The organism is Zymomonas mobilis (assembly GCF_006715975.1).
Lineage (GTDB): Bacteria > Pseudomonadota > Alphaproteobacteria > Sphingomonadales > Sphingomonadaceae > Zymomonas > Zymomonas mobilis_B.
The window spans coordinates 398,129-413,403 of sequence record NZ_VFOF01000001.1 but is presented as its reverse complement, the minus strand read 5'-3'; the positions used below and the strand labels follow the sequence as shown (position 1 = coordinate 413,403).

Genomic DNA, 15,275 nt, shown 5'->3' with positions numbered 1-15,275 from the left:
CCGTCTGAAGTAAAACGGACATAGCGCCCTGATAAACAGCTTTATCCAGAGAAATTTGCCCCCGATATTGTAAGGAGTAAACACATGACGCAAACGGAAATAATGGCCGTTGCTGCCTTTATCGTTGTTGTAGCGGTAGCCGTCGTGATTATGTTTTTGGCCAGACGTCGCCAGAAACCCGTAAAAACGATCGAAGAAACACAGGATGAGGCACAGCCTCCCAAACTTCAGCGGACTTTTGAGCCAGTAGCACCACCTCCGGCCTATCAAAATTTAACGCCGGATAAAAAAGAAGCTGAAATAATCCCTATCCACAAAGATATCCCGATCGTTCCTAAAGCGACAGCCACTTCCGAAGAAACAACATCAGCAGCCACTCCGAACAGCGAGCGCCAAGAAGACAAAAGCAGCGCAACTTCAACCGCTCCGGTAACGGCAAAATCAACCGAAAACGAAAAGCCCGCCGAAAAACCTCAAGAATCTCATCCACAACCAGAAGCTGCGAAAATCAAAACGGATATTCCGGCTCCGGCAAACGATGTCTCTTCGGATAATAATGGTGCAGATAAGCTAACCCAGATAAAAGGCCTCGGGCCCAAAGCCAACAAAATATTGGCGGGTCTGAATATCACTCGTTTTTCACAAATTGCCGCGTGGACAGAAGCCGACATTGCTGAAATCGACCCCAAAATGGGCGCATTCAGCGGCAGAATCGCGCGTGAACATTGGGTAGAACAGGCCAAATTATTGGATGCTGGCGATATCGAAACTTTTGAAAGCAAATTCGGTGCGCTCCACCGCTAAGTGGAACGCCCGTATCCTTAAAAATTAATTCTCTAAAAAGCTTCAAAGACTTAAATATCAAGTCTTTGAAGCTTTTATTCTTCTTCGACCGCTTCAGGTTCAGCTTTGGATACGCCTACTTTTTCAATTTTGTGGCCGGTAATATCCAAAATCTCAAATTGCCAACCATGCGAAATAAAATATTCGCCTACGACCGGCAAATGCCGCAAAACCGAAAGCGCAAAACCAGCAACCGTGGCATAATCGCGGTCTTCATCTAGCTCAAAGCCAAGCTTATCTGCCATCTGATCAGCGGATAAAGAACCGGAAATGATATAATGCCCTTCGGTATCTTCGATAATAGAAGGATCATTTTTTCCACCCGCATCCGAAACGAAATGACCACTCATTGCGGCCAATAAATCGGCAGGGGCAACAACCCCTTCAAAATGGCCATATTCGTCATGAACCAGCCCTAAAGGCACTTCGGCCAGACGCAAACTATCAAGAGCCGCCATAACCGTAGTCTGGTCAGGAACAATAGGCGCAGGCCGCATCAGACGTTTGATATCCAAACGCTCGCCACGCATCAAAACACGCACGATATCGCGCGAATGCACAACACCGATAATATTATCAACCGATCCGATCGCAACCGGCATCCGGCTATGCGGCATAGAAGCCAAATTTTTGGACAAAGTCGGAATATCTGCTTCCATATCCAGCCATCCGACTTCAGTTCTTGGCGTCATGATTTCACGAACAGGCCGATCAGCCAACCGGATAACACCGGAAATGATCTGTCTTTCATTTTCCTCGATAACCCCTGCCTGAAAGGCTTCGGTAATCGTCAGCCGGACTTCTTCCGCGGTCACTTGATTATGGGTTTCACGGTTCATACCGGCCAAACGGAAAACAAGCGCACTGGATTTATCCAGTAACCAGACGGCTGGTGCCGTAATACGGGATAGCCATAAAACAGGAATAGCGGTGACAGCCGCAATCTGTTCCGGCGCACGCAGAGCAATCTGTTTAGGAACCAGCTCTCCGGCAATAAGGGAAAAATAGGTTGTGACGACGATTGCTACAGTGAAACCCCATGCCATAGCATTGGGAACACCCAGCAGCGCCAGCCTTTGACCGATCGGCCCCCCCAGTGTTTCACCGGAGACAGCACCCGCCAAGGTGCTAATGCCGGTAATACCGACCTGCATTGTTGATAGGAAGCGGCCTGGATGCGCACTTAAGGTCAGAGCCGCACTTGCTCCCTTGCTCGACCGCGCCATAGCTTCAAGCTTAGGACGACGGGATGAAATAATAGCCAGCTCGGACATCGCAAATAAGCCGTTAAAAGCTATCAACGCGACGAGAAGCAGACAATCATGCCAAGGGAAAGGTGTCAGAGAAGGATGTGGTGTCACGATTCTAAAAATATATAAATGATATTCATCATGCGCTCGATTTTATATCAAAACAACAGAAAATAAATGGCAAAGAGTAAAAATTTAAACAAAGAATTTTTCTCTATATTTAAAACATCATTATTTTTTTGGAAAAATACAGTTTGATATCCCGCATGTTAAAATAGCATGGCCTTAATTGATTAAGGTCAGCTAACCATAGAACAGACATAAAAAATAAGAAAAACTGTTTTTAAACGAAGGCTATTATTTCTCTATTTTCTTTTGTTTTTAAAAAACTGTCGCAATAATTCTGCGGCTTGGGCGCTACCAAGATCATTATAAATTTCAGGCTGATGGTGACAAGTGGGCTGCGAAAACAGACGAGGGCCCGATAAAACGGCGCCCCCTTTTACATCCTCCGCACCATAATAAAGCCTGTGAATACGGGCAGTTGCAATGGCACCTGCACACATGGCACAAGGCTCCAAAGTTACCCAAAGATCACATTGATCAAGGCGGCTTGATCCCAAAGCAAGGGCCGCTTGGCGTAAAGCACGTATTTCCGCATGTCCTGTCGGGTCAATAAAGGGTGGCTGCATCGCATTACCGGCTACCGCGATAATTTTGCCTTGAAAAGTTACCACCGCACCGACAGGCACCTCCCCCTGATCGCCAGACTTCTCAGCCTGCAAAAGCGCGACTTGCATTGGTTCGGGCAATGGAAAGGGCGGAAAACTCGAAATGGGGGCAAACCTTATTCTAAAATAACAGAAATGCGGTCATCCTTACGGCATCATTCTGCCCTCTGTCCACTAACGGGTAAAAGCAAATGTCTTCCACGACTCCCAAAAGACCTCTCTTTTTCTCTTGGCAAAATATGTAGTATTTTTGACAGGAATGGGCTATAATGGCTGCCATTACTGGGCGAAATGGCTTCTTTGCTTGACGAATCTGGCAAGGCAGGCTATCCGCCTTTGCTTTCCATAAGGGGAATGATCACGGGCTTTGGGCGATGTATGTCCGTCTGTCGATCCTCCCGGCCATTCAGGATGAGAGAAAATGTCGCGCATTTGCGAACTGACCGGCAAAGGCCGCCAGGTAGGCAATAACGTATCCCACGCCAATAACCGGACGAAACGGACCTTTCTGCCTAACCTTCAGAATGTTACGTTGATCTCCGATGCTCTGGGCAAAGGTGTTACGCTTCGTGTTTCAACCCACGGCCTGCGTTCTGTTGAACATGTCGGTGGTCTGGACAACTGGTTGTTAAAGACCAAAAACGAAAAGCTTTCTACACGAGCCATTAAGGTAAAACGTGAAGTTACCAAAAAGCTCGCTGCAGCCTAAGCTGGTTCTGGGAACGTCAGGGCAGTAAAACGCAAAAGCGTTTTTTACTGTCTCTGACGCCAGAAGACATATTCTAAAAACTAAATGATTGCGTATGCCTTTTTGGGTATGCGCTTTTTTTATGCCCAAGCGCTAAAATTGCCTACGTCCTATCAAGACAATCGCGGTGGCAGCACCGTTTCTTCGAATGGCAAATTTTTTATTAAAATTAAAAAATAAACATTTAATATTATAAAATAATACATTTAGAGGTCAGGTCATTCGCCCCTTCATCTTTTTCAAAGATCACCTTTATAATTTCAAAAAACACTTAAAAACGGACATAAAAAAATTAGAATCCCGCATTTCCAATCCGTTTTTCAAAAAATTTTACAGCCCTTTTTCCACACAAAAAAATGTAACAAACATTATGTATAATCCTCTGGAATCCTTTCATAAAAAAAAGATATTTTAATGCTGTAAAATGTTACGATTTTTAAGGTTATTGGAACATATTTGATTTTTAAAAGTTTTTATGTATAATCTAGCGAAAATGGAAGGATGATCCTTCATTCTCTCTCCTGTCCTTTTATCTAAAATATACGTTATTTTTACATAACGTGTATATTATAATAAATAATAGTTTAAACATTAATTTAGTTTACTTTTATTTATTCTGAATATTTTTGTTTTTTAAATATTTATTACTATAGATAAATAAAAATAGTAATTTTTATTATTATTAAAACAGTATTTTTATGAAAGGACACTAAAAAAAGGGATAAATTTCTAGATGAATAACAATTCAGAAGTAGAAAATGATACCCAAACAAATGTCCGAAATACTTTTTCAGATTATATCGGATCACAATTATATTTACTAGGCACAGTGCTTGTCGCTGCTATTGCCGGTTTTCTTTATGGCTATGACACGGGTATTATTTCAGGCGCTCTGATGAATATTGCGCATGATTTCAAACTTGATGCCCATCAACAAGAAATCATCACCAGTATCTTGTTATTCGGCGCTGTTGTCGGATCTTTGGTATGTGGACGGATCTCCGCCTTTATTGGCCGCCGCCACATGATTATGATCGTTACCGCCATCTTCGGGGTCAGCGTTGTTGCTGCTGGTTATGCCCCTTCTGCCTTTTGGCTGGGCGTTGCCCGCTTGATTTTGGGTTTTGCCGTCGGTGGATCTTCACAAATTGTGCCGGTCTATATTGCCGAATTGGCACCTGCCAACCAACGCGGCCGCATGGTCACCTTCTATAACATCTCAATCGGCCTTGGTATTTTGGCCGCCGGTATGGTCGGCGCCTTCTTACAGGAAGAATGGACGTGGCGGACGATGTTCAGCGTTGCCGCCATTCCGGCCGCTGTGCTGCTTTGCTCGATGATGATGCTTCCGGAAAGCCCGCGTTGGCTGGTGCGTCAGGAACGCGTTGAAGAAGCCCGTGACATGCTGGATTCGGTTCGTGAAACCGAAGGCGAAGTCACGAAAGAATTGCGTTCCATTAAACGGATCAGCAACCGGACGAAAGAAGAAGCCCAAGATGGTTGGAAGGCATTAACTGAACCTTGGGTTCGTCCTGCCTTGATTGCCGGTTTAGGTGTGGCTGCGTTCACCCAGCTTTCCGGTATTGAAATGATGATCTATTACACCCCAACCTTTTTGCGTGATTCTGGCTTCACCGAACAAATGGCCTATTACTCGGCCTTGGGCGTTGCCGTTATCTACGTCATCATGACGACAATCGGTAAATTACTGGTCGATCACGTGGGTCGTCGCAAATTAGCGCTTATGATGATGCCTCTTGCCGCACTCAGCCTTTTTGCTTTGGGTATTGCCTTTAACCTTCCAGGTGGCGCATCCGAACATCGCTGGCTCATTCTCGCCTGCCTGTTTGCCTTCATGATCTTTAATGCGGGTGGTATTCAGGTCATTGGTTGGCTTATCGGTTCCGAAGTTTACCCGCTTTGCATCCGCGCTCGTGCAACCAGCCTTCATGCGGCAACATTATGGGGTTCAAACCTCATTCTGACTTCAACCGCGTTAACGATGACCGGCTGGCTCGGTATCGGTGGTTCCATGTGGTTCTATGGTGGCTTGAACGCGGTTGGCTTTGTTTTCGTCTATTTCGCGGTGCCTGAAACCAAAGGCCGCAGTTTGGAAGAAATCGAATCCAGCTTAAAAGACGGTACTTTTTTACCGAAAAAAGCTGAGGCCGTAGCAGAATAACCAAACAAGCTGTTTATCACCTCAAGAATCCGGTCTTTTAAAAAAGGCCGGATTTTTTGTATCTGGCAAAGATCAGGATAATTCGATTTTTCTTTGTCTTTTTCTTTGTCTTTTTCTCTGCCTCTTTATATGGCAGCTATAAAATCACTCATTTATCCCGCTATAACTGTTCACAATGGCTGATATCACCTTAACCTTGTTTTTCCGGCCATTTATTATTCATCATTTCAGCGGATATCTTGCTTTTAGTGTTGAAAGGATTTTCTGTGCCATTCGCTTTTATCAAACAGATGAAAAGCGTTATCCATTTTGATGCTTTGGGATTATCCCCGATCGCCTTTGATCTTGGGATCTGGCATCTTTTTGGATTAACGCTTCATCCAATGATCCATTGGTATGCTTTGGCCTATATCACCGGCATTCTTTTGGCATGGCGTTATGTGCTTTTCCTTTTAAAGCAACCCGGCGCACCGATGAAACCGGAACAAACCGATGATTTGGTCTTCTGGTCAACATTGGGCATTCTCGTCGGTGGACGACTGGCTTATGTCTTGTTCTATCAACCGGCCATTCTCGAAAACCCTCTAGAAGTTTTCAAATTATGGGAAGGCGGCATGTCCTATCATGGCGGCATGATAGGCGTCTTTCTTGCCATCTGGTGGGTAAAGACATCAAACCGCCTCAGCTGGCTCAGAATAGCCGATTACATCGGTTGTGCAGCACCTATTGGCCTGTTCCTTGGACGATTGGCTAATTTCGTTAATGGTGAATTATGGGGACGCCCCAGCACAATGCCTTGGGCGGTTATCTTCCCGCAGGCTGGCGCCCTACCCCGCCATCCCAGCCAACTCTATGAAGCCGGCTTAGAAGGCATTATCCTGTTTGCTTTTCTGAATTACCAATTTTTTGCCACCAAATCCCGTTTTCATCCGGGGAAACTCGCCGGATTCTTTCTGGTTGGCTACGGCCTATCCCGCTTTATTGTTGAATGGTTCAGAGAACCGGATGTCCAGCTTGGCACACTCTCATGGGGTCTGACGATGGGACAAACCCTCACCATTCCGATGGTGCTCTCTGGCCTATGGCTTATCGTCACGTCAAAAAAGCGCCATATCAACGTATAATCAAACTAGCGATATGCAATAACAGGCCAATCGCTCCACCGACGAAGGTGCCGGATAAACGGATATAATGAAGCTCTCCACCAACTGCTTTTTCAATCCGTCCGGCGACCTCGTCACCATCCCATTTTTCCACCGTATCCGTAATCAATCGGGTGATCTGATGGCTATGCGGAACGATAACCCCAATCATAATTCGCCTAAAAATGCGGTTAAAAGCCGCTCTCGTCTGACTATCTTCGGTAACGGCTTCCCCCCATTCGGCGAGTAAAGAACGCCAACGATTATTAATCGCTATCGGCGAAGCGCTCTTTTCATCTTTATCTAAAAGAAATCCCTGCAAACCACTTTCTATTTTGGCTTTCACTCGATCGTGAATGGCAGGATTATCCAAAATCAGATTTTTGATATGATTAAGTCGTATTTGCAGCGCCGGATCAGTCCGCAGCTTTTCAACCCAATTCCATAAAGTCTCATCAAAACGCAAACGCAATGGATGTTCTGGATCAACCATCATCTCATTCACCAGACGGTTAACCGCATCATAGATGCTATCTGCCAAACGAGAATCCAGCCCCGTCCATCTCAAAAAGCTGCCAGAACGCTTACTGACCATCTCGCGAATGACATCTTCATGATGCACCAGCCAATCTGCAAATGAACGCAGAACAGAGGTAATCAAATCGACCTGCTTCTTCTTTTCCAAAGCTTCTTTCAACACATCACCAAGGGTAATCGTTGGGTCAGATTTTTTAATTATACCTAATACGCTACCTGTAATTTCTTCGCTGACGGCGGGATAGTTGATATGCCCCCCTAATTTAGGCCAGAAACGCCGCAGACGGCTCTTCAGGGCATTATCGGCTGTTATCTTGTCATCTGTCAGCCGCAACAGAAAACGGTCTGCATCGACCATTTTCAGCCGACGTGCCAAAACAATAGAACGCAAAAAATGGGTTTCAATAAAACCTGCCAAATTGACCGCAATCCGATCTTTGGCATGGGGAATAAGCGCCGTATGCGGGAATGGCAGCCCCAAAGGATGCCGAAACAAAGCCGTTACAGCAAACCAGTCAGCCAAGCCGCCGACCATCGCCGCTTCAGAAAATGCAATCAAAAAACCCCAAGCCCAGTGGCCGGGGTAAAAATGATCCAGCTCGCGCCCGATAAAAAACAGCGCAACCATCAAAACCAGAAGTAAGGTGGCTGCCGTTTTCACGGTCATCTGATGTGCCATAGATCTAAACATAGCCAGTATATGGGCATGACAAGATTTTTTGCCAGAAAAGAGCTATCTTAGAAAAGAACCATTTTGCAAAAAAGCCTCCCGATAAAATACCGGAAGGCTTTCCTAACGCTTTTATTTTCAGCAAAAAAACTACTTTTTATCGACAATAACCCTGTCACCGGGGCTTACCATCGAACCGGACGAGGCCACGATATTATCCTGTTTTTGCAAGCCTGATAAGACCTCCCATTGTCCATCGGATGTTTTTTGACCCAAAGCTACCTGATGACGGGCAACCGCATTACCTTCATCCAAACTATAAACGTAATGACCGGTATCATCGCTCATAATAGCCGCATCGGGCAAAACGAGCGCTTGAACAGGCATCGTATGGATATGGGCTTCAGCGGATAAACCAGATTTCAAGGTCGCATTGTTGTCCAACAAAATATGCACCGTTGCCATATGGGTGATATTATCAACAACCGGCGAAATGGCAGATATCCGGCCAAAAAAACTGTTATCCAATCCGGCAATTTTAACATCAGCCGAGGCACCCACCGAAATATTCGGCAGGTCTTTTTCACCGACATTCGCCTGCATTTCGATTTCGCCTTTTTCAGCAATCCGGAAAAGCTCGGTCGAATTAGAAATAACGGCAGCCCCTTTTTCTGCCGAACAAGATAAAATCATACCACTGACAGGTGCCGTTACGGGTGTCAGGGTAACGATTTTCTTACGGGTGGATTTCCCAACCTTATGGCGAACATGTCGGGACGCTTCGTCATAATCTTTCTTTAAAATTTCAGCCAAGGTCGTGTCACCAGCCGCTTCCGCTCTTTTATATTCGCTTTCTGCAATAACCAGATCAGCCAACTGGGATTCTGCCAAGGCCTGCTGTTCAAAATTGCTTTGATCTGAATCGCTATGACTTATCAAAGCCAAAGGCTGACCAGCCTGAACCCGATCCCCCACAGCAACAAGGACTTTGACAACTTTACCATCAATATTCGGGGCAGTAACGACAATCTCTTTTGCAGGTGCCAAATGGCCATTTGCTGAAACCATCCCCGTTACAGAGCGTTGAACAGGCGCCACTGTCGAAACATGCACGGGTTCCGCAATGATTTGTACCGGAGCCGTCACTTTAGCGCGCCATGCAATAAAGATAATCAGTAACGCAATGGCAATGATGCCAAGGATAATAATAACCAAACGATGTCTTTGCGCGCGGGCAAGCTCTTCCGCCGTTAAACCAAAAGGTTCGGTTTCATTATTTTGATCGTGGTCATGTGTCATCGTCCCCCACTTCCTGTCTTTCGAACCTGCGCTGTAACAAAAGGCTTTTAGCAAAAGTATTTATGGATAAAAATCTCTTTTCCATCAGCCTACAAAAGGCAAAGTAATATACTTCTGCCATCACTCTTTTTCATAAAACTCTGAAAAAAATTTCAAAATTAGAAATAGATAAATAAAAATTAATGAAATTTTAATATAGAAAGCACTGACAATATATTTGTTCTTCCCAAAAACTGACAACATTCAACGCAACATAGCCACTCAATAAAGAAAATTATTTACTTTCAAACGAAACCTTTCGTCGAAAATAACGTTTTTTCTTTATCTTATTACCATGTCGGGCGAATAGAATGTCAAAATTGAAAACTTTATGGAAAAACTCTTCAGCCTCCTTGAAAACAATTGCGATCGGAAGCTTGCTTGCCGCTGTGCCGGTTATGTCGTTGCAGGCGGCGCGTTCATCAGAAATGACTGAATCCAATATGCAAATGTCCGGCACAAAACTTGTGATCTCTACTACAGGTGAAGTAAAGGCCACCCCCGATCTGGCAACAATCACCGCGATGACCAGTGCCGACAGCGCGACAGCAGCCACGGCAACGGCCGAAAATGCGAAGAAAATGACGAATTTGCTGGCCAGCCTGCGGGAAAGCGGCATCAGCAATGACGATATCGAAACGCGGAATATCAATATAAGCCCGCGCTATCGCTATGATCAGAATAAACCACCACAGCGCATCGGCTATCAGGCACGCAGCTCGATACAAGTTCGTATTCACGATCTTAACCGCATCGGTGCAATCGTCGATAAAATGGTGCAGGCCAATGTCGAGGATTTAGAAGGGCCCAACTTTTCCCTTTCAAACTCCGATCAGGCGCAGGATCAGGCAAGAATTAAAGCCATTGCAGCTGCAAAAAGTCGGGCTGACCTTTATGCCCGTTCGGTCGGCATGCGTGTCAAACGCATCGTTCTTATTTCAGAAGGCCAACCGAATACGCCATCGGGTATACGACCGATGTTAATGTCGGTCAGCGCCCGTTCTGCAGATGTCTCACCGACGACGCCCGTTGTATCAGGACAGCAAAGCGTCTCGATTACTATTCAGGCAGTTTTCGAACTGGAATAGAATAAAAACAAATATTCCGGATCAGTCATCTGATCCGGAATATTTTTACCCTTAATTGACTTTATTCACCCCTTTATTGGGCGCTACCGTTTGATCCAAAGGTGGCGATTTTTCTTTTACGCCCCCTCCCAAAGCCGCATAAAGCGTGACTAAATTCTGATATCGGGCAACCCTATTTTGCACCGCCTGATATTCGGCTTGGTAATAGGTCTGCTCATAATTCAGCATCGTAATCGCAGAATCACTTCCCTGCGCTTGCCGTAAACGCGCCAAACTCCAGTTATTCTCGGCTTTGGCTGCCGCTTGGGCTAAGGCGACCTCTTCTTGATGATAGGTATCCCGTCCAACCAACGCATTGGAAACATCTCTAAACGCGCTTTGAATAGCCTTCTGATAGGCCGTAATCTTCATATCACGTTCGGCTTTAGATATTTTCAAATTCGCGCGATTTTGTCCCCAGTTAAAAATAGGAACCGTCAATTCTGGCTGGAATCCCCAAGTATTTGCTGCCGTCGTAATAATCTGCGAAGGCTTAAGACTGGAATTACCCACCGAAGAAGTCAGTGCCAAGCGTGGGAAAAAGGCGGCTCGTGCAGCACCAATATCGGCATTGGCTGCCTTCAAATCATGTTCCGCCGCTCTAATATCAGGCCGGTTTTGCAAAAGATCGGAAGGCAAACCTGCCGATAAATCTTCCATGATATTTTGCTCACCAAAAGGTAATGGTGACGGCAAATCCGCAGGTATCGGCTGACCAATTAACAAGGTCAGATTATTCTCTTCCCATGCCATTTGGCGTCTCGCCTGCTCACGCAGATCGGCTTTCTGCTGGAACAGCGTTTCTGCCTGATTTACCGTAAGGAGGCTGGCCTCACCATGCTCTAATAAAGCCCGCGATAATTCGAAATTATGCTTGGCGGCCTGATAGCTTTCCTCTGCCAAATTCAGGATTTCTCGATCAGCCAACCACGCAATATAGCTATTCGCCACCTGCGAAATCAGACTGATCAGCGTGCCTCTCGCGGTTTCTTCCTGACTTAACGCCCTCTCCGCCGCTTCTTTGCTCAAACTGCGGATGCGGCCAAAGATATCGATTTCATAGGAAGAAAAACCAATACCCATTGAATAATAATGAAAACGCGGGATGCCTTCACCGACACCCGGAGCAAAGCTCAAACCAGATTTACCCGAAGGCTGCTGATACATCACCTCGCCGGTGCCACCAATCGCTGGTAACAAAGACGCTCTTTGCACCCGATATCGGGCTTGTGCCTCTCCAATAGCCTGAATAGACGAACGCAAATCGCGGTTTTCACGAATAGCAATCGCAATCAAGGCTTTCAGACGTGGATCTTTAAAGAACTCTTCCCAACCGATATCCTTTGCCATCGGATTGGGCTTCAGTGAGTGGCTATCCACAACCGTTGGTGCTGCCGTTTTCGGCCATTGCGGGGCAACGGATGCAGCCGGACGATGATATTTCGGTGCCATGGTGCATCCGGCCAACAACATATTGGCCGAAAGAAACACCATCAAAGGCCGATGCCATCTTTTTTTACTCCGCTTTACCGGAGCAGCAGAAGAAGAAAACAAGGTCATCAGGCGGCTTCCTCCGCATTCAGCTTATTCGGTTTCACGCGGAACAGCTTCAAAACCACCACAAAGAAAAGCGGCACAAAGAAAATCGTCAGCAAAGTTGCGGTCACCATACCGCCCACAACCGCCGTTCCGATCGCGATACGAGCCGCTGATGATGCCCCCGTTGCAATGCTCAACGGAATAACCCCTAACACAAAGGCAATAGAGGTCATCAAAATTGGCCTTAACCGCTCGCGCCCTGCCTGAACAACAGACTGCATTAACGGCATGCCGTTATCAAAAAAGGCTTTCGCGAATTCGACAATCAAAATGGCGTTTTTAACGGTCAAACCGACAGTCGTTAACAAACCAATCTGGAAATAGACATCGTTTGAAAGCCCACGCATCAAGGTTGCTGCAACCGCACCCAAGACACCCAGTGGCAGAACCAAAATAACCGATATCGGCACCGCCCAGCTTTCATAAAGCGCAGCCAGACAGAACAACACCACGATAGCGGAAATCGCATAAAGAGACATGGTTGACGAACCCGCCGCCTGCTCTTCAAACGAAAGTCCAGTCCATTCATGCCCAACACCCGTAGGCAATTTATGGATAATCTCAGTCATGGCTTGAATGGCTTCACCCGAACTATGCCCCGGTGCCGGCGTGCCCATGATTTCAAATGAATTATAACCGTTATAGTTTTCGACTTTCTGAGGGCCCTTCTGCCATTCACCTGTCATGAAGGCACTAAATGGCACCATCGTTCCGACATTATTCCGCAAATACCATTTCGAAAAATCGGAAGGTAACATGCGGGCGGCGGGCGTTCCCATCAGATAAACCTGCTTCACACGGTCATCACGCATAAATTGGTTGACGTAAATCGACCCTAAAGATCCCTGTAAAGCCACATTGACGTCATTCGGGGTCAATCCCATCATGACGGCTTTGCCGTAATCAACCGTCAAATGATACTGGGCAGCATCCTCCATACCATTCGGGCGGACCCCACTTAAACGCGGGTCATTGGCTGCCATAGCCAGCAACATATTGCGGGCTTCCAAGAATTTTTCATGCCCAATATGGCCGCGATCTTCTAACTCAAGGTCAAAACCCGTGGCATTACCCAAGTCACGAACAGCAGGCATATTAAAGGCGAAGGTCATGGCTGTCGGATCATTCCAGAAATGCATCATCGTTCGCATCGCCAAAGCCGATGCTGTTTGTGATGATTTTGGACGTTGCCCCCATGGCTTCAGACGAACGAAGAAGGAACCGGCATTTTGCCCCTGACCACCAAAGTTAAAACCACTGACGGTCATCACGGACAGAACACTGTCTTTTTCGGCAGCCAACAAATAATCGGTTACCTTATGAACGGCTTCCGAAGTCTGTTCTTGCGTCGCACCCGTTGGCAATGTGACCTGACCGATAAACTCACCTTGATCTTCATCAGGCAAGAAGCCGGTCGGTAAACGGGTAAATAAATAACCAACGCCGACGACGATAATCAAAAAGGCAACAGCCCCCTTGATTGATCGACCCAACAACCAAGAAACACCGCCAAGATAACCATTATTCAGCTTATCAAAGGCGCGGTTAAAACCATTGGCAAAACGGCCAAATATTCCCGGTTTTTTCTCGGCTTCAGCTTCATGATCTATCGGCTTTAACATCGTCGCACAAAGCGCCGGTGTCATCACCATAGCCACCAAAACAGACAGTCCCATCGCGACCACAATCGTGATCGAGAACTGACGATAAATAACCCCTGTGGATCCCGAGAATGCCGCCATAGGCAAGAACACGGCAGATAAAACCAACACAATACCGATCAAAGCGCCGGAAATTTCATCCATCGAGCGCTTGGCCGCCTCTTTTGGAGACAGCTTTTCATCTCGCATCAAACGTTCAACATTTTCGACAACGACAATAGCATCATCAACCAACAGGCCGACTGCCAACACCATCGCCAACATCGTCAACGTATTGATTGAAAATCCAAGGACAGAAAGCACACCAAAGGTACCCAATAAAACAACAGGGACAGCAATGGTCGGGATCAAAGTCGCTCGGAAATTCTGCAAGAAAATCAACATCACGAAGAAAACAAGCACAATGGCTTCAACCAAAGTTTCGACAACTTCGTGAATAGACGCGGTAATGAAAGGTTCGGTATCAACCGGATATTCGATCTTCAAACCATGCGGGAAGAATGGCTCCAAGTCAGCCAAGCGCTGCCGGATCATTTTCTCGGTTTGAAGCTGGTTCGCACCCGGTGCCAATTTGATAGCGATGCCGGAGGCCGGCTGGTTATTATAGCGAATATCAAAGCTATAATTTTGTGCCCCCAGCTCAACTTTAGCCACGTCACCCAATTTAATCTGGGCACCGTCAGATAAAGCTTTAATCAGAATATTTTTGAATTCTTCCGGTGACGTCAAGCGCGTTGGGCCAATAATGGTCGCATCCAAACGGATACCCTTTACGGCTGGCAAACCGCCTAATTCACCCGAAGACAACTGGACGTTCTGGGTTGAAATCGCACTTTGAACATCGGCAACCGTCAAATTATATTTATATAACTTGGCCGGATCTAACCAGATACGCATCGCATATTCAAAACCGAACAGGGTGTAATCCCCAACACCAGAAACACGGCTTAAAGGATCAGCAATATTGGATGCCACGTAATCGTTAATGTCCTGATAGGACATGCTGCCATCGGTCGAGATGAACGACATGATCATCATAAAGCTTTTGGCAGAACGGTTAACCGTAATACCCTGATTCACCACATCTGACGGCAGGCGAGGCTGCGCCAATTGCAGTTTATTCTGGACTTGCACCTGCGCGATATCGGCATCGGTGCCCTGCGCAAAGGTCAAATCGATCGTCATCTGACCAGATGCAAAGGACGATGCGGAGATATATTCCAGATTATCCAACCCATGCATCTGCTGCAAAATGGGTCGCACAACGGTGTTGTTAATAGTTTCAGCGGAAGCCCCGGGATAGAAAACCCCGATTTCGACTTGAGGCGGTGCCACATTCGGATATTGGGCGATCGGCATTTTAAGAATGGCCAATCCACCCAATAACATAATGATTAAACCGATAACCCAGGCAAAGACAGGGCGGTCAATAAAATAGCGAGCCATA

The 15,275-nt window shown here is 46.3% G+C and carries 11 protein-coding genes; 5 read left to right on the top strand and 6 right to left on the bottom strand.

The window, feature by feature from the left end:
* The first annotated feature begins 84 nt into the window (after positions 1-84).
* Entirely contained in the window at positions 85-804 is a 720-nt protein-coding gene (locus tag FBY58_RS01745) for a hypothetical protein (RefSeq protein ID WP_141919209.1), read from the top strand.
* 74 nt (positions 805-878) lie between these two features.
* On the opposite strand, the gene FBY58_RS01740 is transcribed toward FBY58_RS01745, so the two are convergent.
* Both FBY58_RS01740 and FBY58_RS01735 read right to left on the bottom strand, forming a co-directional pair.
* The gene (locus FBY58_RS01740) at positions 879-2,204 is read right to left on the bottom strand and encodes a hemolysin family protein (protein ID WP_141919208.1); all 1,326 of its coding nucleotides are present in this window, start codon (positions 2,202-2,204) and stop codon (positions 879-881) included.
* 254 nt (positions 2,205-2,458) lie between these two features.
* Complete coding sequence (locus FBY58_RS01735) at positions 2,459-2,893, bottom strand: nucleoside deaminase (protein ID WP_141919207.1); 435 nt, start codon at positions 2,891-2,893, stop codon at positions 2,459-2,461.
* A gap of 352 nt (positions 2,894-3,245) precedes the next feature.
* Between FBY58_RS01735 and rpmB the strand changes: the two genes are divergently transcribed.
* The 3 genes from rpmB to lgt all read left to right on the top strand — a co-directional run bounded on the left by rpmB (position 3,246) and on the right by lgt (position 6,878).
* Entirely contained in the window at positions 3,246-3,533 is a 288-nt protein-coding gene (gene rpmB / locus FBY58_RS01730; protein ID WP_141919206.1) for a 50S ribosomal protein L28, read from the top strand.
* A 772-nt stretch (positions 3,534-4,305) separates the two neighbouring features.
* Positions 4,306-5,754, top strand: coding sequence for a sugar porter family MFS transporter (locus FBY58_RS01725; protein ID WP_141919205.1), 1,449 nt, complete (start codon positions 4,306-4,308; stop codon positions 5,752-5,754).
* Positions 5,755-6,020: 266 nt separating this feature from the next.
* Positions 6,021-6,878, top strand: a complete 858-nt coding sequence (gene lgt / locus FBY58_RS01720) for a prolipoprotein diacylglyceryl transferase (RefSeq protein WP_141919204.1) — start codon at positions 6,021-6,023, stop codon at positions 6,876-6,878.
* Here lgt and FBY58_RS01715 read toward each other — a convergent pair.
* Both FBY58_RS01715 and FBY58_RS01710 read right to left on the bottom strand, forming a co-directional pair.
* Positions 6,868-8,100, bottom strand: a complete 1,233-nt coding sequence (locus FBY58_RS01715; RefSeq protein ID WP_260432015.1) for a DUF445 domain-containing protein — start codon at positions 8,098-8,100, stop codon at positions 6,868-6,870. The two genes, lgt and FBY58_RS01715, sit on opposite strands and share 11 nt — an antisense overlap.
* 153 nt (positions 8,101-8,253) lie before the next feature.
* Positions 8,254-9,402, bottom strand: a complete 1,149-nt coding sequence (locus FBY58_RS01710; protein ID WP_141919202.1) for an efflux RND transporter periplasmic adaptor subunit — start codon at positions 9,400-9,402, stop codon at positions 8,254-8,256.
* Positions 9,403-9,752: 350 nt separating this feature from the next.
* Between FBY58_RS01710 and FBY58_RS01705 the strand changes: the two genes are divergently transcribed.
* Positions 9,753-10,529, top strand: coding sequence for an SIMPL domain-containing protein (locus FBY58_RS01705; RefSeq protein ID WP_141919201.1), 777 nt, complete (start codon positions 9,753-9,755; stop codon positions 10,527-10,529).
* Positions 10,530-10,580: 51 nt separating this feature from the next.
* On the opposite strand, the gene FBY58_RS01700 is transcribed toward FBY58_RS01705, so the two are convergent.
* Together FBY58_RS01700 and FBY58_RS01695 are read right to left on the bottom strand one after the other, a co-directional pair.
* Positions 10,581-12,128, bottom strand: a complete 1,548-nt coding sequence (locus FBY58_RS01700) for an efflux transporter outer membrane subunit (protein ID WP_141919200.1) — start codon at positions 12,126-12,128, stop codon at positions 10,581-10,583.
* On the bottom strand, positions 12,128-15,274 hold the full coding sequence (locus FBY58_RS01695) for an efflux RND transporter permease subunit (RefSeq protein WP_141919199.1): 3,147 nt from the start codon (positions 15,272-15,274) through the stop codon (positions 12,128-12,130). Before FBY58_RS01695 ends, FBY58_RS01700 begins: the two co-directional genes overlap by 1 nt.
* Position 15,275 lies beyond the last annotated feature (1 nt).